The sequence below is a fragment of the Streptomyces sp. NPDC058773 genome, from assembly GCF_042746015.1.
Classification (GTDB): Bacteria; Actinomycetota; Actinomycetes; order Streptomycetales; family Streptomycetaceae; genus Streptomyces.
Map to the genome: position 1 here is coordinate 128,059 of NZ_JBHYPE010000002.1, position 26,388 is coordinate 154,446.

At 71.1% G+C, this 26,388-nt stretch carries 24 protein-coding genes; 17 read left to right on the forward strand and 7 right to left on the reverse strand.

The window, feature by feature from the left end; genetic code table 11:
- The first annotated feature begins 7 nt into the window (after positions 1-7).
- From ACFW5B_RS02505 to ACFW5B_RS02555, 11 genes are all read left to right on the forward strand, one after another.
- Positions 8-1,267, forward strand: coding sequence for an MFS transporter (locus ACFW5B_RS02505; RefSeq protein ID WP_386432023.1), 1,260 nt, complete (start codon positions 8-10; stop codon positions 1,265-1,267).
- A gap of 9 nt (positions 1,268-1,276) precedes the next feature.
- The gene (pafA, locus tag ACFW5B_RS02510; RefSeq protein ID WP_386432026.1) at positions 1,277-2,638 is read left to right on the forward strand and encodes a Pup--protein ligase; all 1,362 of its coding nucleotides are present in this window, start codon (positions 1,277-1,279) and stop codon (positions 2,636-2,638) included.
- Between the two features lie 135 nt (positions 2,639-2,773).
- On the forward strand, positions 2,774-3,760 hold the full coding sequence (locus tag ACFW5B_RS02515; RefSeq protein WP_386432029.1) for an FKBP-type peptidyl-prolyl cis-trans isomerase: 987 nt from the start codon (positions 2,774-2,776) through the stop codon (positions 3,758-3,760).
- 68 nt (positions 3,761-3,828) lie between these two features.
- On the forward strand, positions 3,829-4,203 hold the full coding sequence (locus tag ACFW5B_RS02520; protein ID WP_018087767.1) for an FKBP-type peptidyl-prolyl cis-trans isomerase: 375 nt from the start codon (positions 3,829-3,831) through the stop codon (positions 4,201-4,203).
- 155 nt (positions 4,204-4,358) lie between these two features.
- A complete protein-coding gene (locus ACFW5B_RS02525) occupies positions 4,359-5,327 on the forward strand; it encodes a helix-turn-helix transcriptional regulator (RefSeq protein ID WP_386432033.1) in 969 nt (322 codons plus the stop codon).
- Between the two features lie 17 nt (positions 5,328-5,344).
- Positions 5,345-6,295: a helix-turn-helix transcriptional regulator gene (locus tag ACFW5B_RS02530; RefSeq protein WP_386432036.1), complete on the forward strand. Its 951-nt coding sequence runs from the start codon at positions 5,345-5,347 to the stop codon at positions 6,293-6,295.
- Between the two features lie 73 nt (positions 6,296-6,368).
- The gene (locus tag ACFW5B_RS02535) at positions 6,369-6,617 is read left to right on the forward strand and encodes a hypothetical protein (protein ID WP_386432038.1); all 249 of its coding nucleotides are present in this window, start codon (positions 6,369-6,371) and stop codon (positions 6,615-6,617) included.
- Between the two features lie 16 nt (positions 6,618-6,633).
- A complete protein-coding gene (locus ACFW5B_RS02540; protein WP_386432041.1) occupies positions 6,634-6,837 on the forward strand; it encodes a hypothetical protein in 204 nt (67 codons plus the stop codon).
- A gap of 216 nt (positions 6,838-7,053) precedes the next feature.
- The gene (gene tatA / locus ACFW5B_RS02545) at positions 7,054-7,347 is read left to right on the forward strand and encodes a Sec-independent protein translocase subunit TatA (RefSeq protein WP_386432044.1); all 294 of its coding nucleotides are present in this window, start codon (positions 7,054-7,056) and stop codon (positions 7,345-7,347) included.
- Between the two features lie 118 nt (positions 7,348-7,465).
- A complete protein-coding gene (gene tatC, locus ACFW5B_RS02550; protein ID WP_386432047.1) occupies positions 7,466-8,389 on the forward strand; it encodes a twin-arginine translocase subunit TatC in 924 nt (307 codons plus the stop codon).
- Positions 8,390-8,676: 287 nt separating this feature from the next.
- On the forward strand, positions 8,677-11,490 hold the full coding sequence (locus tag ACFW5B_RS02555; RefSeq protein WP_386432050.1) for a DEAD/DEAH box helicase: 2,814 nt from the start codon (positions 8,677-8,679) through the stop codon (positions 11,488-11,490).
- A gap of 182 nt (positions 11,491-11,672) precedes the next feature.
- Here ACFW5B_RS02555 and ACFW5B_RS02560 read toward each other — a convergent pair whose 3' ends face one another.
- From ACFW5B_RS02560 to ACFW5B_RS02570, 3 genes are all read right to left on the reverse strand, one after another.
- Positions 11,673-11,801, reverse strand: coding sequence for a hypothetical protein (locus ACFW5B_RS02560; protein ID WP_386432053.1), 129 nt, complete (start codon positions 11,799-11,801; stop codon positions 11,673-11,675).
- A 428-nt stretch (positions 11,802-12,229) separates the two neighbouring features.
- Complete coding sequence (locus tag ACFW5B_RS02565) at positions 12,230-13,087, reverse strand: siderophore-interacting protein (RefSeq protein WP_386432056.1); 858 nt, start codon at positions 13,085-13,087, stop codon at positions 12,230-12,232.
- 49 nt (positions 13,088-13,136) lie between these two features.
- Positions 13,137-14,051 (reverse strand): 5'-3' exonuclease H3TH domain-containing protein, encoded by a 915-nt coding sequence (locus tag ACFW5B_RS02570; protein WP_386432477.1) that lies wholly within the window; start codon positions 14,049-14,051, stop codon positions 13,137-13,139.
- A 227-nt stretch (positions 14,052-14,278) separates the two neighbouring features.
- Here ACFW5B_RS02570 and ACFW5B_RS02575 point away from each other — a divergent pair, with 227 nt between their 5' ends.
- The 4 genes from ACFW5B_RS02575 (at position 14,279) to ACFW5B_RS02590 (ending at position 19,555) form a co-directional block, all read left to right on the forward strand.
- Positions 14,279-15,445 (forward strand): glycine betaine/L-proline ABC transporter ATP-binding protein, encoded by a 1,167-nt coding sequence (locus ACFW5B_RS02575; protein WP_386432059.1) that lies wholly within the window; start codon positions 14,279-14,281, stop codon positions 15,443-15,445.
- Positions 15,438-18,038 (forward strand): ABC transporter permease/substrate binding protein, encoded by a 2,601-nt coding sequence (locus tag ACFW5B_RS02580; RefSeq protein ID WP_386432062.1) that lies wholly within the window; start codon positions 15,438-15,440, stop codon positions 18,036-18,038. The genes ACFW5B_RS02575 and ACFW5B_RS02580 overlap by 8 nt, the downstream gene beginning before the upstream one ends.
- Positions 18,039-18,283: 245 nt before the next feature.
- Entirely contained in the window at positions 18,284-18,718 is a 435-nt protein-coding gene (locus tag ACFW5B_RS02585; protein ID WP_386432066.1) for a hypothetical protein, read from the forward strand.
- A gap of 60 nt (positions 18,719-18,778) precedes the next feature.
- Entirely contained in the window at positions 18,779-19,555 is a 777-nt protein-coding gene (locus ACFW5B_RS02590) for a helical backbone metal receptor (RefSeq protein ID WP_386432069.1), read from the forward strand.
- A 42-nt stretch (positions 19,556-19,597) separates the two neighbouring features.
- On the opposite strand, the gene ACFW5B_RS02595 is transcribed toward ACFW5B_RS02590, so the two are convergent.
- Positions 19,598-20,749 carry a TDT family transporter gene (locus tag ACFW5B_RS02595; RefSeq protein ID WP_386432072.1) on the reverse strand — a complete coding sequence of 384 codons (1,152 nt, stop codon included), beginning with the start codon at positions 20,747-20,749 and terminating at the stop codon, positions 19,598-19,600.
- A gap of 86 nt (positions 20,750-20,835) precedes the next feature.
- Between ACFW5B_RS02595 and ACFW5B_RS02600 the strand changes: the two genes are divergently transcribed.
- A complete protein-coding gene (locus tag ACFW5B_RS02600; RefSeq protein ID WP_386432074.1) occupies positions 20,836-21,768 on the forward strand; it encodes a LysR family transcriptional regulator in 933 nt (310 codons plus the stop codon).
- A gap of 34 nt (positions 21,769-21,802) precedes the next feature.
- Here the strand turns inward: ACFW5B_RS02600 and ACFW5B_RS02605 are convergent, their stop codons facing one another.
- The 3 genes from ACFW5B_RS02605 to ACFW5B_RS02615 all read right to left on the reverse strand — a co-directional run bounded on the left by ACFW5B_RS02605 (position 21,803) and on the right by ACFW5B_RS02615 (position 24,945).
- Positions 21,803-22,501: a gamma-glutamyl-gamma-aminobutyrate hydrolase family protein gene (locus ACFW5B_RS02605; protein WP_386432077.1), complete on the reverse strand. Its 699-nt coding sequence runs from the start codon at positions 22,499-22,501 to the stop codon at positions 21,803-21,805.
- 102 nt (positions 22,502-22,603) lie between these two features.
- Positions 22,604-24,073, reverse strand: coding sequence for an ethanolamine permease (eat, locus tag ACFW5B_RS02610; protein ID WP_386432080.1), 1,470 nt, complete (start codon positions 24,071-24,073; stop codon positions 22,604-22,606).
- A gap of 140 nt (positions 24,074-24,213) precedes the next feature.
- Positions 24,214-24,945 carry a FadR/GntR family transcriptional regulator gene (locus tag ACFW5B_RS02615; protein WP_386432083.1) on the reverse strand — a complete coding sequence of 244 codons (732 nt, stop codon included), beginning with the start codon at positions 24,943-24,945 and terminating at the stop codon, positions 24,214-24,216.
- A gap of 73 nt (positions 24,946-25,018) precedes the next feature.
- Here ACFW5B_RS02615 and ACFW5B_RS02620 point away from each other — a divergent pair, with 73 nt between their 5' ends.
- On the forward strand, positions 25,019-26,386 hold the full coding sequence (locus ACFW5B_RS02620; RefSeq protein WP_386432086.1) for a glutamine synthetase family protein: 1,368 nt from the start codon (positions 25,019-25,021) through the stop codon (positions 26,384-26,386).
- Positions 26,387-26,388: the final 2 nt, after the last annotated feature.

Sequence of the window (26,388 nt, forward strand, 5' to 3'; positions counted from 1 at the left end):
GGCGGGGATGGCCGCGGGATACGCGGAGCTGCTCAGGACCCGGCACGCGGCCCGGCTCCTGGCAGGCACGCTGGTCGGCAGGCTGCCGAATGCCACCGCCGCGCTGGCGGTGGTCCTCTTCGTACGCGCCGAGGGCGGCAGCTACGCCCTGGCCGGTGCGCTCTCGGCGGTCTACGGGGTCTGCAACGCCATCGGCCAGCCGCTGCTCGGCCGGGCGGTGGACCTCTGGGGCCAGCCGCGGGTGATGCTGCCCGCCTCGGTGCTCTCCGCGCTCGGCGCGGCGCTGCTGGTGGCCGTCGGCCTGGAGGAGCGGTGGCTCGCGTACACCGCCATGGTGATCGCAGGTTTCTTCACCCCGCCCCTGGAGGGCGGTCTGCGGGCGCTGTGGCCCGGGGTCCTGCAGCGCGCGGACCGGGTGCACGCCGCCTATGCGCTGGACGCGGTGGCGCAGGAAGTCATGTTCGCGGTGGGGCCGTTGCTGGTGACACTGTGCGTGGCGGCCTGGTCGGAGGGGGCGGCGCTGCTGGTGATCAATCTGATCGGGGTGCTCGGCGCGCTCTCCGTCGTCGTCTCCGAGCCGTCCCGGCGGTGGCGCAGCGGGCCCCGGGAGGCGCACTGGCTGGGGGCGCTGCGCTCGGCCGGGCTGCTGGTGCTGATCGGGGCGTTCCTCTTCGTGGGGCTGGCGATGGGGTCGATCGCGGTCGCGGCGGTGGCGTACGCCGATGAGCACGGCGGGGGCATGGTCTCCAGCGCGCTGCTGTCCGCGCTCGGTGCCGGTGCGCTGGCCGGCGGTCTCGTCTACGGCGCCCGGGAGTGGCCGGGACGGCCGGAGAGCCGGCTGCGGCTGCTGGTCGGGCTGCTGGCGCTGGGGTATCTGCCGCTGGTGCTGGTGCCGGGCGTCGTCGGGATGACGGCGCTGGCCGGTGTCGCCGGTGTGTTCCTGGCGCCGGCGCTGGCCTGCGCGTTCGTGGTGGTGGACCGGCATGCGCCCAAGGGCACGGTGACGGAGGCGTTTTCCTGGCTGGTGACCACGTTCGGGGTCGGGGCGGCGCTGGGGGCCTCGGTGGTGGGTCCGGCGGTGGAGAGCGGCGGAGCGGTCGCGGGCTTCGCGGTGGCGGGCGCCGGCGGGGTCGCCGCACTGCTCGTCCTTTTGTCGACGAAGCGATTTCTCGGGGATCCCGTAGTGCCGGTGGCCGGGGCCGCCACGGCGGAAAATGATCGAAACGGGGTGGCCGAACCCGGTTTCAGAGCAGGCCGTCAGGCGTAATGTTCAGTCATGGACCGCCGCATTTTCGGGCTGGAGAACGAGTACGGCGTCACGTGCACGTTCAGGGGACAGCGCCGACTGTCGCCTGACGAAGTGGCGCGGTACCTCTTCCGCCGTGTCGTGTCATGGGGCCGCAGCAGCAATGTCTTCCTGCGGAACGGTGCCCGCCTCTACCTCGACGTGGGTTCGCACCCGGAATACGCAACTCCCGAGTGCGACAACGTGACCGAACTGGTCACGCACGACAAGGCCGGCGAGCGCATTCTCGAAGGCCTGCTCGTCGACGCCGAGCGCCGCCTGCATGAGGAGGGAATCGCAGGCGACGTCTACCTCTTCAAGAACAACACCGATTCGGCGGGAAACTCCTACGGCTGCCACGAGAATTATCTCGTCGCCCGTCACGGTGAGTTCTCCCGGCTCGCGGACATCCTCATTCCGTTCCTGGTCACCCGTCAGCTGCTGTGCGGCGCGGGCAAGGTGCTCCAGACGCCGCGCGGCGCCGTCTACTGCGTCAGCCAGCGCGCGGAGCACATCTGGGAGGGCGTCTCCTCGGCGACGACCCGCTCCCGCCCGATCATCAACACCCGCGACGAACCGCATGCGGACGCCGAGCGCTACCGCCGGCTCCACGTCATCGTCGGCGACTCGAACATGTCCGAGACGACGATGATGCTGAAGGTCGGCGCCACCGATCTCGTCCTGCGCATGATCGAGGCGGGCACGGTCATGCGCGATCTGACGCTGGAGAACCCCATCCGGGCGATCCGCGAGGTCAGCCATGACATCACCGGACAGCGCAAGGTACGGCTGGCCAGCGGGCGCGAGGCCTCGGCGCTGGAGGTCCAGCAGGAGTACTACGAGAAGGCGGTGGACTTCTGCGACCGCCGCGGCATCCGTACGGGGCTCGTCGAACGGGTCCTGGAGCTGTGGGGCCGTACCCTCGAAGCGATCCGCGACCAGGAGCTCGACCGGGTCTCCACCGAGATCGACTGGGTCATGAAGCATCAGCTCATCGAGCGGTATCGCAGCAAGAACAACATCACCATGTCCCACCCACGGGTGGCGCAGATAGACCTCGCCTACCACGACATCCACCGGCGCCGGGGGCTTTACTACCTCCTGGAGCGGAAGGGGCAAGCGGCGCGGATCTGCAACGACTTGAAGATCTTCGAGGGCAAGTCGGTGCCGCCGCAGACCACCCGGGCCAGGCTGCGCGGCGATTTCATCCGCCGGGCACAGGAGCAGCGCCGCGATTTCACGGTCGACTGGGTGCATCTCAAGCTCAATGACCAGGCGCAGCGCACGGTGCTGTGCAAGGACCCGTTCCGCTCCGTGGACGACCGGGTGGAGAAGCTGATCGCAGGAATGTGACCCGCGGGGAATGCGGTGGTGTGCCGGGAGCCGGAGCTCCCGGCACATTGCCGTGTTGTGACGGGAAACGTCCGGCGGCTCAGGTCGTAGAGTGGCGGACATTGCCCACCCACCCCACGAGCCCGAGTTGGACGAATGAACCTCACGAAGAACACCCGTCGCGCCGCCCTCGCGCTGACTGTGCCCATGCTGCTGTTCACCGCCGCCTGCGGGACCGACGACGGCAAGGGGGCGTCGGGCGAAGCCGTCGTCAAGGTCACGGGCAAGGCAGGGGAGAAGCCCAAGATCACGGTGCCGAAGGGTGCCAAACCGGCCGACAAGGCGGTCACCAAGACCCTCACCGAGGGCAAGGGTGCCACGGTCAAGAAGGGTGATCTGGTCCGGCTGGACTTCTCGGCGCAGTCGATGAAGGGCCAGAACCTCGGCAGCAGCTGGACGCCGCAGCCGGGCAGCAAGCCGGGCGGGGCGCGTACCCAGGTCGTCACCGAGGTCACCGACCAGATGACGCAGCAGATGCTGCCGCCGAAGGTGCTGTCCGCGGCCGCCGGGCAGAAGGTCGGCAGCCGCTTCGAGGTCGAGGGCACCGCCAAGGCGCTGATCGGCGCGGGCCTGAACCCGCAGGCCGGTATCAAGCCGGGCGACGGCCTGGTCTGGGTCGTCGACGTCGTCGGGGCGAAGAAGGTCGACAAGAAGGCGAAGGCCGAGGGCGAGCAGGCGGAGCCGGAGGACGGGCTGCCGAAGGTGACGGCGCCGGACGGGAAGGCCGCGAAGATCGAGGTTCCCAAGGGCGAGAAGGCCCCCAAGGACCTCAAGCAGCAGGTGCTGATCAAGGGCAAGGGCCCGGAGGTCAAGGCCGGTGACGGGCTGATCGCGCAGTACACCGGGGTGAAGTGGGAGGACGGCAAGAAGTTCGACTCCTCCTGGGACCACGGCGGCGCGACGGCCTTCCAGATCGGCACCGGGCAGGTCGTCCAGGGCTGGGACAAGGCGCTGGTCGGCAAGCACGTCGGTGACCGCGTGGAGATCGTGATTCCGCCGAAGCTGGGCTACGGCGCGAGCCCGCAGCACGAGCTGGCGAAGAACACCCTGGTCTTCTCGGTCGACATCGTCGGCACGGTCTGACGGAGGCCGCGGCAAGATCTGCAAGACTGGCCCGGTAATCGTAAAGATTCGTAAGTAGGAGCACATCCGTGAGCATCGACAAGCCCGAGATCGACTTTCCTGAGGGCCCGGCTCCCACCGAGCTCGAGATCGTGGACCTGACGGAGGGCGACGGGCCGGTCGCCAAGGCCGGGGACACCGTCTCCGTCCACTACGTCGGCGTGTCGTTCAGCACCGGCGAGGAGTTCGACGCCAGCTGGAACCGCGGCAAGCCGCTGCAGTTCCAGCTGGGCGCCGGCCAGGTCATCGCCGGCTGGGACCAGGGCGTGCAGGGCATGAAGGTCGGCGGCCGCCGTCGGCTGACCATCCCCGCGCACCTCGCGTACGGCGACCGCGGCGCCGGCGGCGGCCGCATCGCCCCGGGCGAGACGCTGATCTTCGTCTGCGACCTGGTCTCCGTCTGAGACCGGTACCGGTCGCTGTGCGCGACCGCTGCTGACGTACCCGAGGGCCCGTGCCGCGATGGCACGGGCCCTCGGTCACGTACGGCCTCGGCTTTTGCCCTGACCACCCCGAGCGGTACGGTCAACGATCTGGAGTTCAACGAGAAAGGGCGTCGATGGCCATTGCCAAGGCCGAGCGGCTGATGAATCTGGCGCTGTGCCTGCTGGGGACGCGACGCCCGCTGACCAAACGTGAACTGCGGTCGTCCATCGAGGCCTACATCGAGGCGAGCGGCGACGAGTCGTTCAACCGGATGTTCGAGCGGGACAAGGACGATCTGCGCGAGCTGGGCCTGGTCATCGAGACCGTCGAGGGCATCGACGGCGACATCGGCTACCTTGCCCGCCGCGACAGCAACCGCCTGCCCCCGATCACCCTGGACGCCGAGGAGGCCGCCGCCCTGGGGCTCGCGGCCAAGATCTGGCAGCAGGCCCGGCTGGCCAGCGCCGCCAGCGGTGCGCTCCAGAAGCTGCGCGCGGCCGGTATGCCGCTGGCCGGGGACGGTGCCGACTACGACGCCGGAGCGCCGCACAGCGCGCTGGAGCCACGCATCCCCGCCCATGAGGCCGCCTTCGAGCCGCTGATGCTGGCCTGCCGCGACCGCCGCCCGGTCGTCTTCGACTACCGCAAGTCGAACGCCGTCCACCCCGAGCAGCGGCATGTCGAGCCCTGGATCCTCGAATGCTGGCGCGGCCATTGGTACGTCGCCGGCTGGGACCGCGAGCGCAAGGCCGAGCGGGTCTTCCGGCTCTCCCGGATCACCGGCAAGGTCCGTTCCCGGCAAGGGGCGTTCACCGCGCCGGTGCCCGACCACGTCACCGTCCGCGAGACCGTCGAGAGCTGGGCCGGCGAGACCGCCACCGGCACCGCCCGGATCAAGCTGCGCGCCGAGCACGGGTACCCGCTGCGCGCCCGCGCGCTCACCGTCCGCGCGCTCGGCGACGGCTGGGACGAGCTGGAGATCCCCAACGGGCACGGACTCGACGCCTGGCTCGTGGAGTTCGGCCCCGACGTGGTCGTCCTGGAACCCGCCGAACTGCGCGCCGATGTCATCGACCGGCTGCGTGCCGTGGCCAAGGGCTGAGAGGGATAACGAGACCCATGGCGACGAACGCGATCGACCAGACCCGCCGGATGCTGTCCCTGGTGACCTACCTGCGGGAGCGCCCCGGCGCCCGCGTCGGGGACGTCGCCCGCGCCTTCGGCATCACCGAGGACGAGCTGATCGCCGACCTCGACGTGCTGCCGATGTGCGGGACGAGCTTCCGCGGCGGCGACCTCCTGGACATCGACACCGACGGCGACCGCATCTGGTGGCACAACCCCGACGATGTCGCCGAGCCGCTGCGGCTGGCCGCCGACGAGGCGACCGCCCTGCTGGTGGCGGCCCGCGCGGTGGCCACCCTGCCCGGACTGCGCGAGGGCGACCGGCAGGCGCTGCTGCGGGCCACCGCCAAGCTGGAGGCGGCGGCCGGGGAGGCGGCCGGCGCCAGCTCCCGGCTCTCGGTGACCTTCGAATCCGAGGGCGGGGTGTTCGCCGATGTGGACCGCGCCATCGCCGAGCGGCGCCGGCTGTGGCTGCGCTACTACTCCCCGGCCCGCGACGAGCTGACCGAGCGCGAGGTGGACCCCATCCGGCTCTTCGCCGTCGGCCACACGTACGTGGAAGCCTGGTGCCGGCTCTCCGAGGCCCGGCGCACCTTCCGGCTCGACCGGGTCGCCGAGATCAAGCTGCTGGACGCGCCCGCCGACCCGCCCCCGGTCGAGCTGCGCGATCTGTCGGAGGGCCTGGTGCAGCCCGCGGCCGAGGACCCCGAGGTCTCCATCGAGGTCGGGCCCGGCGGCCGCTGGGTCGCCGAGTACTACCCGCACGACAGCGCCGAGGAGCTGCCCGACGGCGGGCTGCGCATCACCCTGCGCACCCCCGACCCGGCCTCGCTGCGGCGGCTGGCCCTGCGGCTGGGCCGGGACGGCCGGATCGTGGCGCCGCAGGCGCTCGCCGACAGCGCGCGACAGGCCGCCGAGCTGGCCCTCGCGGCGTACGGCGAGTGAGCGCGGCGGACCGGGCGGCGTGCCGGGCGCGCCGCCCGGCGCAGGGCGAAGGACGAGGCAGCGAAGGATGACGATGGCGACCACCACCTTGAGAGGCATGACCGCTCCGGTGCTCTACAAGGCGGCCTGCCCCGACTGCCGGGGCCGCTTCGAACTGGGCTCGGACGCCTTCCGGCTGGCCATCGGCGCCAGCAGCCGCACCACCTTCTACTCCTTCACCTGCCCCGACTGCCGCCGCGCGGTGCGCCGACCGGCCGGTGAGCGGATCATCGAGCTGCTCACCGGCGGCGGGGTCCGCACGCTGCGGCTGCACACGGGCTGACCTATAGGCTCGTCCCATGCTCTGGCCCATGATCGCAATCGCCCTCGGCTTCGCCGGGATCGCCGTGCTCGGCGTCCTCGCCGTCCGTGTCTTCATCGAGGTGCGACGGCTGGCCCACCAGGTCGGGGTGGCCTCGGAGCGGATCCAGCGGGCCGGCGAGGACCTGGAGCGGGCGGCGGTGCCGTTGGCGTCCTCGGCGCACCTGCACAAGCGAGGGTGACGCGGGGCGCCAGGGGACCGGGCTCTCGTACGCTTGCGCGGTACGCTGTCGCGCAGGGCCGTTGTCCGAGGTGCGGCCCGTTAACGGGAGTGCGCACACGGGGTTGCCCAGCGTTTACTCCTGAGCGCTACGATCGCTGTCAGCACGGTGGGCGGACGGAGGTCCGGCCAGTCAGGCAATCCCATCCCAGCCGCCTCGGTGAGAAGGTAAACGCTTATGTTCGGAAAGATCGGTGCTCCCGAGATCATCCTTATTCTTGTCGTCGTCTTTTTGCTGTTCGGCGCCAAGAAGCTTCCCGACATGGCACGTTCTCTCGGCAAGTCCGCCCGCATCCTGAAGAGCGAGGCGAAGGCGATGAAGTCGGAGGGCTCCGAGTCGCAGACGGCTCCCTCGGACCCGCCGAACCCCAACGGGCAGCAAGAGGCCCACAAGACCATTCAGGCCGCTCCCGGCGATGTGAGCAGTTCCCGTCCGGTCGCACAGCCGTCGGACACCACGACGCAGCGCTGACCGACGGCCGACTGGGGCAGCGTCACCTGCTGCCGCCTCTTGCAGGAGATGAGGATGAGGGGTGCTTAAGTCTGCCCTCCCGAAGAAGCAACGCGCGGAGAAGGATCCCGAGGGGCGCATGCCGCTCGTGGAGCACCTGCGGGAGCTGCGCAACCGGCTCGCGAAGGGGATCGTGGCCATTCTGGTGGCCACCGTCATCGCTGCGTTCTTCTACGGCGAGATCATCAACTTCATCACCAAGCCGGTGCTGCAATCGGTCGGCTGTGAAGCGCTGTTCACTGATCTGGCCAAGCAGGGCAAGGGCGGGACGTGCGCCCGCATCGTGATGCTGGACCTTCTCGGTCCCTTCACGCTGGCCTTGAAGGTGTCGCTGGTCGCCGGTGTGATTCTGGCCTCCCCGGTCTGGCTCTACCAGCTGTGGGGATTCCTCGCGCCCGGTCTGCACCGCCACGAAAAGAAATACTCCCTGGCCTTTGTCGGTGCGGGATTCCCGCTCTTCATCATCGGTGGCTATTTCGCCTACATGGTGATGCCGACCACCGCGAAGGTGCTTCTGGAATTCACGCCCATCGGTGTCGACAACCTTCTGCCGCTGGACAAGCTGCTCGACCTCGTCACGCGCATGGTCGTTGTCTTCGGCCTGTCCTTCGAGCTGCCGCTGGCGCTGGTGATGCTCAACTTCGGCGGGGTCCTCAGCGCCGAGCGCATGCGCGGGTGGTGGCGCGGCATGGTCATGGGCATCACGGTCTTCTCGGCCATCGCCACGCCCAGCACCGATCCGCTGACGATGGTCTCGCTGGCCGCGCCCATCGTCCTGCTCTACTTCGGCGCGGTCCTGATCGCCACGATGAACGACGCACGCAGGCAACGCCGGCAGGGCAAGGAACTGCCCGACGACGTGGCTTCCGAGCTGGATCTCACCCCCGAGAGCGTCGGTGAGGCCGAGCCCGTGTCCAGCGGCCGGAGGCTGCCCGAGCAGCTGAGCACCGATGGTGACGGGGGCGAGCCGCAGCGGCGGCACGGGTACGACGACTTCACATGATTGCCGGGTCCGTGCGCCCGCCGGCGCACGGACCGGAATAAGGGCGGCTTCCTGTAGGAGCCGCCCTTCCGCATTCCCGGGCGGTGGCGCTGACATCCCGGAAGACGGAGGGACGGGGAGCCGTATCGGCTCCCGCCCCTCGCCGCACCTGGTCACAGGCGGGCTTTCGCCCCCTCTCCGTCGGGTGTGCCACCGTGTGTCCCGCCTGGCCGCGGTGGCCGTCCGGGTAAAGGCCCGCCATAAAGATCGGGTCGTTGTCAGAGGTGGCCGGTAGGCTCGTAAGCACGATGACCGAGGACATGTCCCCTGCTGAGCGCTATGCCGCCGCCAAGCGCCGGGCGGCCGAGCAGGCCACCGCACTCGCCCCTTTCCGTGAAATGTACGACTTCGGGCTGGATCCGTTCCAGGTCGAGGCGTGCCAGGCGCTGGAGGCCGGCAAGGGCGTGCTGGTCGCGGCCCCCACCGGATCCGGCAAGACGATCGTCGGCGAATTCGCCGTCCACCTGGCCCTGGAGCAGGGCCGGAAATGCTTCTACACCACGCCCATCAAGGCGCTGTCCAACCAGAAGTACCAGGATCTGGTCAAGCGTTACGGGGCCGACAAGGTCGGCCTGTTGACCGGCGACAACAGCGTCAACTCCGAGGCTCCGGTGGTCGTGATGACCACCGAGGTGCTGCGGAACATGCTCTATTCCGGTTCCCAGTCGCTGGTCGGCCTCGGCTATGTGGTCATGGACGAGGTCCACTACCTCTCCGACCGCTTCCGTGGCGCCGTATGGGAAGAGGTGATCATCCATCTTCCCGAGTCGGTGACGCTGGTGTCACTGTCGGCGACGGTCTCCAACGCCGAGGAGTTCGGCGACTGGCTGGACACCGTGCGGGGCGACACCGCCGTGATCGTGGCCGAGCACCGGCCGGTGCCGCTGTGGCAGCACGTCCTCGCCGGGCGCCGGATATATGACCTGTTCGAGGAGCGGGACGGCAACGGCGGGCGCCGCGAGGTCAACCCCGACCTGGAGCGGCTGGCGCGGATGGAGAACAGCCGCCCGACGTTCGGCCGGGACAAGCGCCGGGGCCGCAACATGCGCGAGGCGGACCGGGAGCGGGAGCGGCGGCAGCGCGCCCGTATCTGGACGCCGAGCCGGCCCGAGGTCATCGACCGCCTCGACAACGAGGGCCTGCTGCCCGCTATCACCTTCATCTTCAGCCGGGCCGGCTGCGAGGCGGCCGTCCAGCAGTGCCTCATTTCGGGACTGCGGCTCAACGACCAGGAGGGCCGCGAGCAGGTCCGTCGCACAGTGGAGGCGCGGACGGCCGGAATCCCGGACGACGACCTCCATGTGCTGGGCTACTTCGAGTGGCTGGAGGGCCTGGAGCGGGGCATCGCCGCGCACCACGCCGGCATGCTGCCCACCTTCAAGGAGGTCGTCGAGGAGCTGTTCGTGAAGGGCCTGGTGAAGGCCGTCTTCGCGACCGAGACCCTGGCGCTGGGCATCAACATGCCCGCGCGGTCGGTGGTGTTGGAAAAGCTGGTGAAGTGGAACGGCGAGCAGCACGCCGACATCACCCCCGGCGAGTACACCCAGCTGACCGGGCGGGCCGGCCGCCGCGGTATCGACATCGAGGGCCACGCGGTGGTGCTGTGGCAGCGGGGGATGGACCCGGGCGCGCTGGCCGGGCTCGCCGGGACGCGTACCTATCCGCTGCGGTCCTCGTTCAAGCCGTCGTACAACATGGCGGTCAACCTCGTCTCGCAGTTCGGCAGGCACCGTTCGCGGGAGCTGCTGGAGATGTCGTTCGCGCAGTTCCAGGCCGACAAGTCGGTGGTGGGGATCTCGCGGCAGGTGCAGAAGAACGAGGAGGGGCTGCAGGGCTACCGCGGCTCGATGACCTGCCACCTCGGTGACTTCGAGGAGTACTCCCGGCTGCGGCGGCAGTTGAAGGACCGCGAGACGGAGCTGGCCAAGCAGGGCGCGGCGCAGCGGCGGGTGGCGGCCGCGGCGGCGCTGGAGAAGCTCAAGCCCGGCGATGTCATCCATGTGCCGACCGGCAAGTACGCGGGTCTCGCGCTGGTCCTCGACCCCGGAATGCCCTCGGGACGGACGGACCGCCACCGCGGCTTCGAGTCGCAGGACGGTCCGCGGCCGCTGGTGCTGACCGCCGAGCGGCAGGTCAAGCGGCTGGCCTCGATCGACTTCCCGGTGCCGGTCAAGGCGCTGGACCGGATGCGGATCCCCAAGTCCTTCAACGCCCGCAGCCCGCAGTCGCGCCGTGATCTGGCCTCCGCGCTGCGGACGAAGGCCGGCCACATGGTGCCGTCGCGGCACCGCAAGCCCCGCTCGGAGGCGGCCGACGACCGCGAGATCGCCCGGCTGCGTACGGAGATCCGGGCGCACCCCTGCCATGGCTGCGCCGAGCGCGAGGACCACGCCCGCTGGGCGGAGCGCTATCACCGACTGCTGCGCGACACCCGCCAGTTGGAGCGCCGGATCGAGGGACGGACGAACACCATCGCCCGCACCTTCGACCGGATCTGTGCCCTGCTGACCCAGCTGGACTACCTAGAGGGCGACACCGTCACCGACGAGGGCCGCCGGCTCGCCCGGCTCTACGGTGAGCTGGATCTGCTGGCGAGCGAGTGTCTGCGCGAGGGCGTCTGGGAGGGGCTGGGCCCCGCCGAGCTGGCGGCCTGTGCCTCGGCGCTGGTGTACGAGGCGCGGCAGGCGGACGACGCGGTGGCGCCCAAGCTGCCGGCCGGCAAGGCCAAGGACGCGCTGGCCGAGATGGTCCGCATCTGGGGCCGGCTGGACGCCCTGGAGGAGGACCACAAGATCAACCAGGCGGAGGGCGTCGGCCAGCGGGAGCCGGACCTCGGCTTCGCCTGGGCCGCCTACCGCTGGGCCTCCGGCTTCGGCCTCGACGAGGTGCTCCGCGAGGCGGAGATGCCCGCCGGTGACTTCGTCCGCTGGTGCAAGCAGCTGATCGACGTCCTCGGCCAGATCGCGGCCGCGGCCCCGTCCGAAGGCACGGTCGCCCGCACGGCCCGCAAGGCCATGGACGGGGTGCTGCGCGGCGTGGTGGCGTATTCGTCGGTGGGCTGAGCGGCTGAGCGGAGGACACGGGCTGAGCGCGGCCTGTGGAGTGGTGGCGGCGCGGTGCCCCGTGCGGACGGGGCACCGCGCCGCTTGCTGTGGTGGGGCCGGACACTGCTTGCCCTGTCGGCCGCCGCCCGTGGCGCCGTCCCGTTCAGCCGCCTCCGTGGGCACGGGCGGGATGACGTCACCTACCGGCCGAAGTTGAGGGCGTCGGTCAGCTCACAAGCACGGAATTCTACGACCGTGTCCTCGCCCCGCTGGGGGCTCAACGCACCAAGGAGTTCGGCGAGTTCGTCAGCTTCGGCACGACCGGGCACTCCCTCTGGCTGGTTCCGGCGACCGACGAACGTCCCGCCCGTGAGGTGCATCTGGCCTTCGCCGCGCCCGACCGTGCGGCGGTCGACGCCTTCCACGCCGTAGCGGTCGCGGCCGGTGCGAGTCCCTGCACGCGCCGCAGCTGTGGCCCCAGTACCACGCGTCGTACTACGGGGCTTTCGTCCGTGACCCGGATGGGAACAACATCGAGGCGGTCTGCCATGCCGCTCAGGGGGCTGGGCAGGGGCGGTGAGGGGGAGGCCGCTTCCGGGTGCCGGGTGCCGGGTGCTCGGCCGGGGGCGGGAAGGAGGGCCCGGGTCGGGCGCGGTCACCCCGGCCCTCCATAGGGCAGTCGCCTCTTCCCCTCCCTGGGCAGTTGGCCCCTCCCACGACGAGTGCGCCGGAGAAGGGCCCGTCCGCGTCGCCGGTTTCAGGAAGCCGCGGCCGGTGTGGCCTCCTGTTCGGCCTCGATCTGCTGGTTCCAGTCGCGCTTGGCGGCCTGCCAGCCGTCCTCGTTGTGGCCGGTGCGCCAGTAGCCGGAGATGGAGAGGTCCTCGCGCGGTATCTGGTGCTCGACGCGGAGCAGCCGGCGCAGCTCCTTCACGAAGCCGGCCTCGCCGTGTACGAACGCCTGGACACGGCCGGCCGGGAACGCCAGCCCCCGCACCGCGGAGACCAGTTCGCGGCCGACGGGGGCGTCGCCGCGGTAGAGCCAGTTGATCTCGGCGCCGGGAGGCGCGTCGAGCTGCTGGCGCTCCTCCGGGCCCGCCACCTCGATGAAGGCGTGCACCGGGACACCGGCGGGCATCCGGGCGAGCGAGGCCGCGATGGCCGGCAGCGCGCTCTCGTCGCCCGCCAGCAGATGCCAGTCGGCGCCGGCCTCCGGGGCGTAGGCGCCGCCGGGGCCGAGGAGGAAGATCTCCTCGCCGGGCCGGGCCGCGGCCGCCCAGGGCCCGGCCAGGCCCTCGGCGCCGTGCACCACGAAGTCCACGGTCAGTTCGCGGGTCGCGGCGTCCCAGGCGCGGACGGTGTACGTACGGGTGCTGGGCCACTGGGCGCGCGGGAAGTCGGCGCGGATCTGCGCGATGTCGAACGGCTCGGGGTAGTCGACACCGGGCTGCGGGAAGACGAACTTGACGTAGTGGTCGGAGTATTCGCCCGCGGCGAACTCCGCCAGCCCCGCACCGTCCAGCACCACCCGGACCATGTGCGGGGTGAGCCGTTCGGTGCGCTGCACCCGGGCGCGGTGCACGGCGGGCTTCTTGCGGGACGGACGCTCTGCTGCCACGGCGATCTCCCCTGCTGCCAAAGTCATTAGGTATACCTAACCTAACAGTTCATCGGCTGAGGGTGAGGAGCAGCCGCTGCAAGGCGCCACCGAGGCCCCACTGTGCGGCCAGTGCCTCCAGACGCCCGGGGTCGGCGGGTTCGGCGGGGAGGGTGTGGTCGACGGCGGGTACGGGCACGTCGGTGGCCACCTTCACGACCTTCGGGGCGACCGCCAGGTACGGGCGCGCCTCCAGCAGCCGCTTGCGCTGGGCGGGGGTGATCTTCGAGGCCGGGTCGTCGGCGGCGGCCGTGATGCCCGCCAGGTCGCCGTAGGTGGCCAGCAGCTTGGCGGCGGTCTTCTCGCCGATGCCCGGGACGCCGGGCAGGCCGTCGCTGGGGTCGCCGCGCAGCAGCGCCAGATCGGCGTAACCGGGGCCGTCCACGCCGTACTTCTCGCGCAGCAGCGCCTCGTCGGTGACCTGGAGGGTCCCGACGCCCTTGAGCGGATAGAGGATGCGGATGCCGCGCCGGTCGTCGACGAGCTGGAAGAGGTCGCGGTCTCCGGTAACGATGTCCACCGGGCCCGTGGCCTGCGCGGTCAGGGTGCCGATGACGTCGTCGGCCTCGTAGCCTTCCGCGCCGATCCGGGCGATGCCCAGCGCGTCCAGAACGTCCTCGATGACCGGGACCTGCGGCGAGAGGGTGTCGGGGATCTCTTCCTCGTCGGGCTCGGCGGAGCCGGCCGGGGCCTCCTCGGCGACCCGGTGTGCCTTGTAGGAGGGGATCAGATCGACCCGCCACTGGGGGCGCCAGTCGAAGTCCATGCAGGCGACCAGGTCATCGGGGTGGTGGTCCTGGACGAGCCGGGCGATGAAGTCCAGCAGACCGCGTACCGCGTTCACCGGGGTGCCGTCCGGAGCCTTGACTGATTCCGGTACCCCGAAATAGGCGCGGAAGTAGAGCGAGGCGGTATCGAGGAGCATCAGGCGTCGAGTCACACCCCGCATCTTGCCGTATGCCCCAAACGTCACACAGGTGTGAGCTGAGTCACCGTCGCGTTTGAGTCAGATAAGGCCGGGCAGGCGCGGGGCCGGAGTGGACCCGGTCGGATTTCAACTATTCGACCGGTAAAGGCGGGCCGAACCCGTGCCGCTCCACGACCTGGCTACGGGGGTGGCAGGTCGTTACCCGCACAACAAGAGAGGCACATGTGTCCAGGCTTCACGCCGAGCACCTGTACAAGGTGTTCGGCAGACGACCCGAGGACGCGGTCCGCGCACTCGAATCCGGCAGGAGCCGGGACGAGCTGCGGGCCGAAGGCACCACCGCCGCGGTGATCGACGCGTCGATCGAGGTGGACGAGGGCCAGATCTTCGTCGTCATGGGTCTGTCCGGTTCCGGTAAGTCCACCCTGCTGCGGATGCTCAACGGGCTGCTGGAGCCGACCGCGGGCACCGTCCGGATCGACGGCCAGGACCTCACCTCGATCGGTGACAAGGAGCTGCGCAAGGTCCGCTCCCAGAAGATCTCCATGGTCTTCCAGCACTTCGCGCTCTTCCCCCACCGCAGTGTGCTGGAGAACGCCGCCTACGGTCTGGAGGTCCAGGGCGTCCCGCGCGCCGAGCGCACCCGGCGCGCCACCGAGGCACTGGAACTCACCGGGCTCAAGGGCTGGGAGAAGTCCTGGCCCGACGAGCTGTCCGGCGGTATGCAGCAGCGGGTGGGCCTGGCCAGGGCGCTGGCCACCGACGCCGATCTGCTGCTGATGGACGAGTCCTTCAGCGCGCTCGACCCGCTGATCCGCCGCGATATGCAGGACCAGCTGCTCGAACTGCAGAAGACCCTGAAGAAGACCATCGTCTTCATCACCCACGACCTCAACGAGGCGATGCGCCTCGGTGACCGGATAGCGGTGATGCGGGACGGCCGGATCGTGCAGACGGGCAGCGCCGAGGACATCCTCGTGCGCCCCGCCAACGACTATGTGGCGTCCTTCATCCAGGACGTGGACCGCAGCCGGGTGCTGACCGCGGGCGCGGTCATGGCCGAGGTCGGGACCGTGCTCGGGGCGACGACCCCGGAGGGCGGGAAGCTCACCACCGCGGCGGAGTTCCGGGCCGCGGCGCCCGCCACCGTCGGTGTGGACACCCCGCTGGCCGAGCTGTTCACGCCCTGCTCGGCCGGCACCGTTCCGGTCGCGGTGACCGATGAGCACGGTGACCTGGTCGGCGCGGTGACGGCCGAGCGGCTGCTCGCCGTCCTCGGTGAAGCCGCCGGGCAGGACCCGGCCGGTGCGGTCCCCGCGCCCGCCAAGACGGCCGCCGCGGACGCGTCGGCCGGCCACGAGCCCGAGGACAAGGTGATCGCCGGTGCCTAGGATCCAGATAGGCAGCTGGGCGGAGCACGCCGTCAACTGGCTGCGGGACAACCTCGACTGGCTCTTCACCCTCATCACGAAGGTGCTGAACGGTCTCTACGACGGGATTCACACCGTCCTCGCCGGCCCCGAGCCGCTGCTGCTGGCCGGCATTCTCGCGGTGCTCGCCTGGTGGCTGCGCGGTCTGCCGGCCGCCCTGCTCACCTTCCTCGGCTTCGCCCTGATCGACTCGGTGGAGCAGTGGGGCCCGACCATCGAGTCGCTCTCCCTGGTGCTGGTGGCCTGCCTGATCACTGTGGTGGTCGCGGTGCCGCTCGGTATCTGGGCGGCCCGCAGCCGGGTCGTCGGCGGTCTGCTGCGTCCGGTCCTGGACCTGATGCAGACGATGCCGGCGATGGTCTACCTCATCCCCGGCATCCTCTTCTTCGGTCTCGGTGTCGTCCCCGGCATCGTCGCCACCATCGTCTTCTCCATGCCGCCCGCGGTCCGGATGACCGAACTCGGCATCCGGCAGGTCGACGAGGAACTGGTCGAGGCGGCCGAGGCGTTCGGCACCCACCCGCGGCGCACGCTCTTCCGCGTCCAGCTGCCGCTGGCACTGCCCACGATCATGGCCGGTGTCAACCAGGTCATCATGCTGGCGCTGTCCATGGTCGTCATCGCCGGCATGGTCGGCGGCGGCGGTCTCGGCTCGTCCGTCTACAACGCGATCAGCTCGGTCGACGTGGCGCTGGGCGCCGAGTCCGGCATCGCGGTCGTCATCCTCGCCATGTACCTGGACCGGATGACCGGTGCGCTCAACGAGCGGGTCTCCCCGCTGGGCCGGCGGGCGCTGGCCAAGGCGCAGGCGGCGCTCGGCGGACTGAAGTTCCTGCGGTGGCGGCCCGCCACCTCCGTGGCCATGGTCGGCATCGTCGTGCTGGCGCTGCTGGCCGGCGGGATGAGCCACTTCGGCAAGGGCGACGGCGGGGCCGGCGGCGGCAACGGCCGGCCGATCAGCCTCGGCTACGTCAACTGGGACGAGGGCAAGGCCACCACCTACCTCTGGAAGGAAGTCCTGGAGGAGCGCGGCTACAAGCCCAAGGTCCAGGCGCTGGAGGCCGGTCCGCTGTTCGCCGGGCAGGCCCGCGGTGACATCGACGTCCAGACCAACGCCTGGCTGCCGACCACCCACGCCTCGTACTGGAAGAAGTACCAGGACAAGCTGGAGGACCTCGGAGCCTGGTACGACAAGACCTCCCTGGAGATCGCGGTCCCGGCCTACATGAAGGACGTCAAGACGCTTGACGACCTCAAGGGCAAGGGCGGCGAGTTCGGCGGCAAGATCACCGGCATCGAGCCGGGCGCCGGCGAGATGAAGATCCTCAAGGAGAAGGTCCTCAAGGACTACGGCCTGGGCGGCGAGTACAAGGTCCAGCAGTCCAGCACCGCGTCCATGCTCACCGAGCTGGACCGCTCGCTGCACGCCAAGAAGCCGATCGCGGTCACGCTGTGGTCGCCGCACTGGGCGTACGACAAGTACAAGCTCACCAAGCTCAAGGACCCCAAGGGCTCCTTCGGCTCCGGTGACAGCCTGCACCTGCTGGGCCGCAAGGGCTTCGCCAAGGACGAGCCCGAGGTCGCCAAGTGGATGAAGAACTTCCACCTGGACGAGAAGCAGCTGACCAGCCTCGAGAACGACATCAAGAGCGCCGGTGAGGGCCATGAGCAGGACGGTGTGCGCACCTGGCTGAAGAAGCACCCCGGCCTGGTCGACAAGCTCGCGCCGTCCGCCGCTGCCTCGTACGCCAAGGGCAAGGACGCCGGCAAGGCGCCGAACATCGGCTACCCGGCGTGGGACGAGGGCATCGCCACCACGTACCTGTGGAAGAACGTCCTGGAGAAGCGCGGCTACAAGCCGAACATCCGCAACCTCGACATCGGACCGATGTGGACGGGACTGTCCACGGGCCAGATCGACGTGGAGACGGACGGCTGGCTGCCGGTCGCGCAGAAGCAGTACTGGGACAAGTACAAGAAGGATCTCGTCGACGTCGGCCCCTGGTACGACAAGACCTCGCTGGAGATCGCGGTGCCGTCGTACGTCAAGGGTGTGAAGACCCTGGACGACCTGCGGGAGCACAAGGACGAGTTCAAGGGCAAGATCATCGGAATCGAGCCGGGCACCGGCGAGATGAAGCGCCTCAAGGACACCGTCGCCCCCGCGTACGGCCTGCAGGACTTCGAGGTCACCTCGGCCGGCACCAGCGCCATGCTCACGGAGCTGGACCGGGCGTACCACAAGAAGGAGCCGGTGGCGGTCGTGCTGTGGTCGCCGCACTGGGCGTACAGCAAGTACAAGCTCACCAAGCTCAAGGACCCCAAGGGCACCTGGGGCGCCAACAACCAGATCAAGACGCTCGGCAACAAGAGCTTCCCGAAGAAGTTCCCGGAGTTCCACGGCTGGCTGAAGAACTGGAAGATGAGCCCCGATGAGCTGGGCAGCCTGGAGAAGGACATCCAGGACGCCGGCAAGGGCAACGAGAACAAGGGCGTCGAGAAGTGGATCGGTGACCACCCGGGCATCGTCGACAAGATGGCGCCCGTGAAGTGAGCCCGTACGACGGGTAGTTCGCGCGGTCGCGTGCGCGCGTGACCCGTTCCGCGGTGCGGCGAGCCCCGCCACCAGGCAACTGCCGGTGGCGGGGCTCTCGCGTGGACCGGCGCCGCGGCGCCGCGGCGGATCACCCGACCGGCGGCGTTTGCTGCGCGACGGGGTGGGTCAGGTGATTCGCTCAGCTGTGTGCCCGATTTTTCCTGAGGGGCCGCCGTAGTGGGCGGCCGGCGAAGGAGACGCTCGTGAACCCCGCACATCCCGCCGCCGTCGCTCTGATCGGCGCCACCGCCCTCGGGCTCGCCGCGCCCCCCGCCGCCGCCCGGGTCGACCCCGACCCGATGGTGGCCGGTCAACGGGTGAGCATCAGCGACGGCAGCCGGTGCGCTCCGGCCCGCGGGGTGCGGGCGTCGTCGCGGCTGTTCGGCTCGGTGGAGCTGCGGCCGGGGGAGCGCGGGATGGCCGCCCAGGTCCGGGTCGCCGAGGGGACCGCGCCGGGCCGCTACCCGGTCACCATCCACTGCGCGCCGGGCGGGGCGAGCTTCACCGAGACCGTCTCGGTGCGCGACGGCCGGATCGAGGGGGTGAACGCCGCTCAGGCGGCCGGGGGTCTGGCGCTGCTGGCGCTCGCGGCGGGCGCGGCGTTCTGGCTGCGGCGTACGGTCGGCGGGCGCTCCTGAGCCGGGACACGGGCCGACGGCGTACTGCCCGCGCGGTGGCGGGACACGTACCGTGAGCGGATGACCGGTCACCGTTCCCCGCGGCGCGTGGTGTCCCTGGTGCCGTCGCTCACCGAAGCGGTGGCGGCGTCCGCGCCGGAACTTCTGGTCGGGGTCACCGACTGGTGCAGCCACCCCGCCGGGCTCGGCGCCGCACGGATCGGCGGCACCAAGAACCCCGACCTCGGCCGGATCGTGGCGCTGGCGCCCGATCTGGTGCTCGCCAACGAGGAGGAGAACCGTCCGCAGGACCTGGCCGCGCTCCGGGCCGCCGGGCCGTCCGTCCTGGTCACCGCGGTGCGGACGCTGGACCAGGCGTGGGACGAGCTGACGCGGGTGCTGGTGGACGGCTGCCGACTGCCCAGGCCCGGATGGCTGGACGCCGCCGAGGACGCCTGGCGGGCGCTGCCGGTCCCGGCGGCGATCGGGGTCTCCTCTGCTCGAACGGAGGGGGGAGCCTGGGGAAGGACCGCGGTGGTGCCGGTCTGGCGCCGGCCGTGGATGGTGCTGGGGCGGGACACCTTCGCCGGTGACCTCCTGGCCCGTCTGGGCGTCCGCAATCGCTACGCGGACCACACCGACCGCTACCCGCGAATCCCGCTCGATGCACTCAACGCGGCCGGCGCCGATCTCGTCGTCCTCCCCGACGAGCCCTACCGCTTTACCGCCGAGGACGGCCCCGAGGCGTTTCCCGCTCTGCCCGCCGCGCTGGTCAGCGGGCGCTTTCTGACCTGGTACGGGCCGTCGCTGGCGGAGGCCCCGGCCGCGCTGGCAGCGGCGCTGGCCGGGGCCCGCTGAGGGAGGACCGTCCTGCGCGGGACCGGCCCCGGCCGCGGACGGCTACGGCGTGACCGGCCGCGGCGGGCGCAGCAGGCTGCCGCGGGCCAGGCCGGCGGCGGTACGGGTACCGGCCACCGCCACCGCCGTCGCGAGGGCCGCGAACAGCGCCGTGGCGAGCCAGTCGAAGGCACCCAGACCGGTGTGCCGGGCCAGACCCGCCGCACCCGTGACACAGGTGCCGAGCGGGAAGGTGAAGCCCCACCAGGTCATCGAGAAGCCCATCCCGCGGCGGAAGGCGCGGACCACCAGCGCGCCGGCGAGCGCCAGCCACAGCAGCGCGAAGCCCATCACCGGGACGCCGTAGAGCACCGCGAAGGCGCCCATGGCGTGGGCGGTCGAGGCGTTCACGACGCCCGGGGCGGCGTCGGCGAGGTGGTTCACCGCGGTGGTGGACTGGCCCAGCGGGCCGAGGACCAGGAACAGCGTGGGGGTGAGCGCCAGGGGCAGCGGGCCGTGGTGGATCAGCCGGGACAGCACCAGCGGCAGCACGAGCAGCGTGGCCAGCAGGGACATTCCGAACAGGGCGTAGCAGCCGAACAGCAGGGCCCGCTGCCACGGGCCGGCCGGCAGATGGGGCACCAGCGCCGGGCCGACCGCCGCCGACACCATGGGCGCGACCAGCGGCAGCAGCCAGACGGGCGAGGCGCTGCCGGGCTCGATGCGGTGCCGGGTCACCATCAGATACGGGATCGCCGCGGCGCCCACCAGACCGGTCACGGTGCCGGCGGTCCACAGCACCGCGTCGGCGGCCACCGCGGCCGGTGTGCCGATGACGTCCCGGCCCACCGCGAGCGTGCCGCCGCCGACCGCCAGCAGCGCCATGGCGAGACAGCCGTGGAACGGGGCGACGGCCGGGTCCAGCAGCTGGCGGCGGGCCTGGTCGCGGTGGCGGACCCAGTGCACGGCCCTGGCGGCCAGCAGCACCGGCAGCATCAGCGCGGACAGCGCCCAGACCGCCTGGCAGGCGAGGCGCGGGCCGGGCGCGGTGAACGGCAGGGCGGCGCCGGCGCTCGCGACGATCGCGGTGCCCATGACGGTGGCGTACCAGTTCGGCCCCAGATGGCGGACCGAGGCCGCGGGCGTGGGCGCGGTCGGCGGGGTGCCGGGGGCGGTGGGGTCGGTACGGGAAGGTGCTTGCGCGACGGTTGCCATGGGAGCAGCCTCGTCGCCCCCGGCGCCCGCCACCAGGGACCCGGTGTCTATGAGGGCATAAGCTGGGGTTATGTGCAGGGGGATTTATGGGTGCTGAGGACGAGCCCGTCGCCGTGCCGCTGTCGCACCGGGTCCCGGATCTGGGCGCGCTGGAGCTGCTGCTCGCCGTCGCCCGGCTGGGGAGTCTGGGGCGGGCGGCCCGTGCGCGGGGCATCTCCCAGCCCGCCGCCAGCAGCCGCATCCGGTCGATGGAGCGGCAGTTGGGGGTGGCGCTGGTGGAGCGCTCGCCGCGCGGTTCCCGGCTGACCGACGCCGGTGTGCTGGTGACGGACTGGGCGCGGCGGGTGGTGGAGGCGGCCGAGGCCTTCGACGCGGGCGCACAGGCGCTGCGGGGGCGGCGCGACTCCCGGCTGCGGGTCGCGGCCAGCATGACGATCGCCGAGTATCTGCTGCCGGGCTGGCTGATCGCCTTGCGCGCGCGGCGGCCGGACACCGCCGTGTCCCTGCTGGCGGGCAACTCCCGTGCGGTCGCCGAGCGGTTGCTGGCGGGCGCGGCCGATCTCGGGTTCGTGGAGGGGCTGGAGGTGCCGGCGGGACTGGACGGCACGGTCATCGGACAGGACCGGCTGATCGTGGTCGCCGCGCCGTCCCACCCCTGGACCCGGCGCCGTACGGAGCTGACCGCCGCCGAACTGGCCGCGACCCCGCTGATCCTGCGCGAACGGGGCTCCGGCACCCGCCAGGTGCTGGACGCGGCGCTCGCCCGGCACGGCGGCCTGGCCGAGCCGCTGCTGGAACTCGCCTCGACCACCGCCGTGAAGGCGGCGGTGGTGAGCGAGGCCGCGCCGTCCGTGCTCAGCGAACTCGCCGTCGGTGAGGAGCTGACCGCGCGCCGGCTGGTGGAGATTCCGGTGCGCGGACTGCGGCTCGGCCGTGCGCTGCGCGCCGTGTGGCCCACCGGTCAACGGCCCGCGGGCCCGGCCCGCGAACTGCTCGGGCTGACCCGCGGCACCTCCTGAGGCACCCGGGGCGCGGCGGCCGGGGGCCGGCCCGTCACTCCCCGGTGGACGACCCGCCTGCCGCGGCGACCAGCGCGTCCATCACCCGGGTGTCGTCCCCGGCCTCCGGGTGCCACTGCACCGCCAGCGCGAAGCCGTAGGCGCCCGGGAGTTCCAGCGCCTCGATGGTGCCGTCCTCCGCGTACGCCGAGGTCAACAGGCCGCGGCCGATCCGGTCCACGGCCTGGTGGTGGTACGTCGGCACGGCGACCGGCTCGGGGAGCGTACGGCCCAGCAGGGTCCCGGGGACCGGTTTGATCTCGTGCTGCTCGAAGACCCCGGGCGCTCCGGCGTGCCCGTCGAGGTGCTGGACGAGGGAGCCGCCCAGCGCCACGTTCAGCAGCTGGAGGCCGCGGCAGATGCCCAGCAGCGGGACGCCGCCCGCCAACGCGGCCTCGATCAGGGCCAGCTCCCAGGCGTCCCGGTCCCGGGCGGGCGGGCCGGTCCGGGGGTGCGGCTCCGCGCCGTAGCGCACCGGCTCGACATCCGCGCCGCCGGCGATCACCAGACCGTCCAGCCGGGCGACGGCCGCGGCGGCGGTGGCCGGATCGCCCGGCGGCAGCAGCGCGGCCAGCCCGCCCGAGCGCTGCACCAGCTTGGGATATCCGGCGGGCACCAGCGCGGCGGGCAGCGTCCACACCCCCCACCGGGCCTCTTCCTGGTAGGTGCTGATGCCGATGAGGGGCTGGGACATGGGGTGTGGTCCTCCGTGCGTACGTGGGGTGGGTGCGGTGCGGGGACGGCCGGGCCGGCCGGGAGGTCCCGGGCCGCCGTGGGGCGTGTCCCGATGTGCCGGTCAGTCGCGTGCGAGCTCCGCCTCCGCGGCCGCCAGCGCCGCGAACTCCTCCTCGGGCGCGGTGGCCACCAGCCGGTGCCGGGAGTAGAAGGCGAAGTAGGCGAGCGCCACGACGTAGACGCCGAGGGCGATGAAGGCGGCTTCCTTGTCGACCAGGAACGTCGCCACCAGCGCCGAGCAGGCCAGCACGAACGCGACGGACGAGGTCAGCATGCCGCCCGGGGTGCGGTACGGGCGGGGCAGGCCGGGCTCGCGGCGGCGCAGCACGAGGTGGGAGAGCGCCATCAGCGCGTAGGAGATGGTGGCGCCGAAGACCGCGACATTGAGCATCCGGGCGCCGTCGCCGGTGGCCGCGGCCAGCGCGAAGCCGAGCGCGCCGGGCACCAGCAGGCCCAGGTAGGGGGCCTTGCGGCGGCTGGTCAGGGAGAGGAAGCGGGGGAGGTAGCCGGCCCGGGAGAGCGCGAAGAGCTGGCGGGAACCGGCGAAGATGAGGGAGAAGAAGGAGGCCACCAGGCCCGCGAGACCGGCGTAGTTGACGATCCGGCCGACGGTGGTCGGCTTGCCGTCCGGCTGCAGCGCCTGGACCAGTGGATCGCCCACCGACTGGATCGCCGCCGAGCCGCGGGCGCCGGTCGCGGCGACAAAGGTGATCAGTGCGAGCAGCAGCAGGATGCCCATCGCGGCGCCCATCGCCTTGGGCAGCGAACGGGCCGGGTCCTTGGTCTCCTCGGCCGCCAGCGGCACGCCCTCGACGCCCAGGAAGAACCACATGCCGAACGGGAACGCCGCCCAGATGCCGAGGATGCCGAACGGCAGCCAGGAGTTCGCCCCGAAGGCGCCGGCCTTGACGGGGATGTCGTTGAGCGAGTCGACATGGAAGTCGGTCAGCGCGGCGATCGCGAAGACGACGAGCGCGGCGACCGCGATGGCGGTGACGATCAGGCTGAAGCGCAGTGCCTCGCCCACGCCCCACAGATGGATGCCGATGAAGATCGCGAAGCAGACGAGATAGACCGGCCAGCTGGAGTGCAGCCCGAAAAGGCCGAGCGATTCGATGTAGTCACCGATGAAAATGGAGATCGCGGCGGGCGCCAGCACATATTCGATCAGGATCGCGGTGCCGGTCAGGAAGCCGCCCCAGGTGCCCAGGGCGCGGCGGGCGAAGCCGTAGCCGCCGCCCGCGGTCGGCAGGATCGAGGCCAGCTCCGCCAGCGCGAAGACCAGACAGGTGTACATCAGGCCCATCAGGACGGCGGCGATCGCCAGGCCGCCGAAGCCGCCCTGCGCCAGACCGTTGTTCCAGCCCGAGAAATCGCCGGAGACCACGTAGGCGACGCCCAGGCCGGTCAGCAGCAGGGGGCCCGCGCTGCCCCGGCGGAGGGTCCGCCGCTCCAGATAGGTCTCGTCGGGCGATGTTCCGCCGGTGGCCCCGAGGGGCGGTGCGGTCTGCGATTCCGTGTTGTCGGCCATGAGCCGCTCCTGCCTCGCCGAGGGGGGAAATCGAGCAAAGGTTCAGCGGCATACCTTTGCTCTGGGTACCGGCCCAGCGCAAGACCCGTGCGTAAAAGAATGGTTAACCGGCGCCCACGGGCCGGCTGCCGTCCGGTGTCTCACGGCGCCGGCGCGGTCAGGAACCCCCGCAGCAGCGCCGCGGTCCCGCAGCAGTGCTCCCGCATGACCTCCCGCGCCCCGTCCGCGTCGCCCTCCAGCACCGCCTCGACCAGTGCGCTGTGCTGGGTCTGTGAGTGCTCCAGATTCCGGACCAGCAGCGGAATGCAGTCCAGGAGATCGTTCACGCTCGCCCGTACCGCCGCGTACTGCGCCGCCAGCGACGGTGAGCCGGACAGCTCGGCGAGCGTCAGATGCAGCAGGGTGTCGTGCCGGCGGTAGTCGGCGAGCGGGGCGTCCTGGGTCGCCGCGAGCGCCGCCCGCAGCCGGCCGCTCTGCTCGTCGGACAGCCCGTGCGCGGCGCACAGTCCGGCCGCGCCCACCTCCAGCACCTCCCGGAACCGCAGGGTGTCCTCGACGTCGACCTTCTCGATCCGGCGCCGCAGCTCGGCCTCGCCCGGGTTCTCCGTACGCACCCGGACGAACGTGCCGCCGTAGCGCCCTCGCCGGCTCTCCACCAGGCCCTCGTCCTGCAGTACCTTCAGCACCTCGCGCAGGGTGACCCGGCTGATCTGCAGCCGCTCCGCCAACTCCCGCTCCGCGGGCAGCCGTTCACCCTGGGGTACCAGGCCGAGCCGGACGATCTGGAGTATCTGTTCCAGGGCTTCCTCGAAACCGTTGCCCGCCCGGACCGGTCGCAGCACCGGTGCCAGCCGATCAGCCGCACTCTCCATCGATACCCCTTCCCAATCAATGGTTCGTGTGCCTACCTTATGACCTCCGGATGCAGTGACAGGAGGCAAAACCGTGGCAGACCGCACGCCCCCACTCTCCGTCGAGGACCTCAGAGTCCTCGTCGACGCCGGGGAGATCGACACTGTCGTCCTCGCCTTCACCGATATGCAAGGCAGGCTCCAGGGCAAGCGGTTCGCGGCCCGATATTTCCTCGACACCGTCCTCGACCACGGTACGGAGGGCTGCAACTACCTCCTCGCCGTCGACGTCGACCTCAACACCGTCGAGGGCTACGAAATGTCCTCGTGGGAGCGCGGCTACGGCGACTTCGCCATGCACGGCGACACCGGCACCCTGCGCCGCATCCCCTGGAACCCGGGCAGCGCCCTGATCACCGCCGACCTCGCCTGGCACGACGGCTCACCGGTCGTCGCCTCGCCCCGGCAGATCCTGCGCCGCCAGCTCGACCGGCTCGCCGAGCGCGGCTGGCGGGCCTTCGCCGGCACCGAGCTGGAGTTCATGCTCTTCAAGGACACCTACGAAGACGCCTGGGCGCGCGGCTACCGCGAGATGAACCCCGCCAACCAGTACAACGGGGACTACTCCGTCCTCGGCACCGGCCGCGTCGAACCCGTGCTGCGCCGCATCCGCAACGAGATGGGCGCGGCCGGCATGACCGTCGAGTCCGCCAAGGGCGAGTGCAACCTCGGCCAGCACGAGATCGTGTTCGTCTACGACGAGGCGCTCACCACCTGCGACCAGCACAGCATCTACAAGACCGGCGCCAAGGAGATCGCCTCCCAGGCGGGCATGTCGCTCACCTTCATGGCGAAGTACGACGAGCGCGAGGGCAACTCCTGCCATATCCACCTCTCGCTGCAGGACACCGAGGGGCGGCCGGTGCTGGCCGACGACAGCGGCCCGTACGGCATGTCGAAGACCATGCAGCACTTCCTGGCCGGCCAGGTCGCCGCGATGCGGGACTTCACCCTCCTCTACGCGCCCAACATCAACTCCTACAAGCGCTTCCGCCCCGGCTCCTTCGCGCCCACCGCCGTCGCCTGGGGCCCGGACAACCGCACCTGCGCCCTGCGGGTGGTCGGCCACGGCCGCAACCACCGCCTGGAGAACCGCCTGCCCGGCGGCGACGTGAACCCCTACCTCGCGGTCGCCGGCATGGTCGCGGCCGGTCTGTACGGCATAGAGCACGAGCTGGAGCTGCCCGAGGCGACCACCGGCAACGCCTACACCGGCGACGCCGCGCACGTCCCCACGACCCTGCGCGAGGCCGCCGAGCTGTGGGAGAAGAGCGCCATCGCCCGGGAGGCGTTCGGCGACGAGGTCGTCGACCACTACCGCCACATGGCCCGCGTCGAGCAGGACGCCTACGACGCCGCCGTCACGGACTGGGAGCGCTTCCGCTCCTTCGAGCGCATGTAAGG

What these genes read in the sequence shown, in the direction of transcription:
- ACFW5B_RS02505 (WP_386432023.1), top strand. Translation starts at nt 8, where the DNA reads ATGGCCGCGGGATACGCGGAGCTGCTCAGGACCCGGCACGCGGCCCGG.
- pafA (WP_386432026.1), top strand. Translation starts at nt 1,277, where the DNA reads ATGGACCGCCGCATTTTCGGGCTGGAGAACGAGTACGGCGTCACGTGC.
- ACFW5B_RS02515 (WP_386432029.1), top strand. Translation starts at nt 2,774, where the DNA reads ATGAACCTCACGAAGAACACCCGTCGCGCCGCCCTCGCGCTGACTGTG.
- ACFW5B_RS02525 (WP_386432033.1), top strand. Translation starts at nt 4,359, where the DNA reads ATGGCCATTGCCAAGGCCGAGCGGCTGATGAATCTGGCGCTGTGCCTG.
- ACFW5B_RS02530 (WP_386432036.1), top strand. Translation starts at nt 5,345, where the DNA reads ATGGCGACGAACGCGATCGACCAGACCCGCCGGATGCTGTCCCTGGTG.
- ACFW5B_RS02535 (WP_386432038.1), top strand. Translation starts at nt 6,369, where the DNA reads ATGGCGACCACCACCTTGAGAGGCATGACCGCTCCGGTGCTCTACAAG.
- ACFW5B_RS02540 (WP_386432041.1), top strand. Translation starts at nt 6,634, where the DNA reads ATGCTCTGGCCCATGATCGCAATCGCCCTCGGCTTCGCCGGGATCGCC.
- tatA (WP_386432044.1), top strand. Translation starts at nt 7,054, where the DNA reads ATGTTCGGAAAGATCGGTGCTCCCGAGATCATCCTTATTCTTGTCGTC.
- tatC (WP_386432047.1), top strand. Translation starts at nt 7,466, where the DNA reads ATGCCGCTCGTGGAGCACCTGCGGGAGCTGCGCAACCGGCTCGCGAAG.
- ACFW5B_RS02555 (WP_386432050.1), top strand. Translation starts at nt 8,677, where the DNA reads ATGACCGAGGACATGTCCCCTGCTGAGCGCTATGCCGCCGCCAAGCGC.
- ACFW5B_RS02570 (WP_386432477.1), bottom strand. Translation starts at nt 14,051, where the DNA reads ATGCTCCTCGATACCGCCTCGCTCTACTTCCGCGCCTATTTCGGGGTA.
- ACFW5B_RS02590 (WP_386432069.1), top strand. Translation starts at nt 18,779, where the DNA reads ATGACCGGTCACCGTTCCCCGCGGCGCGTGGTGTCCCTGGTGCCGTCG.
- ACFW5B_RS02595 (WP_386432072.1), bottom strand. Translation starts at nt 20,749, where the DNA reads ATGGCAACCGTCGCGCAAGCACCTTCCCGTACCGACCCCACCGCCCCC.
- ACFW5B_RS02600 (WP_386432074.1), top strand. Translation starts at nt 20,836, where the DNA reads ATGGGTGCTGAGGACGAGCCCGTCGCCGTGCCGCTGTCGCACCGGGTC.
- ACFW5B_RS02605 (WP_386432077.1), bottom strand. Translation starts at nt 22,501, where the DNA reads ATGTCCCAGCCCCTCATCGGCATCAGCACCTACCAGGAAGAGGCCCGG.
- eat (WP_386432080.1), bottom strand. Translation starts at nt 24,073, where the DNA reads ATGGCCGACAACACGGAATCGCAGACCGCACCGCCCCTCGGGGCCACC.
- ACFW5B_RS02615 (WP_386432083.1), bottom strand. Translation starts at nt 24,945, where the DNA reads ATGGAGAGTGCGGCTGATCGGCTGGCACCGGTGCTGCGACCGGTCCGG.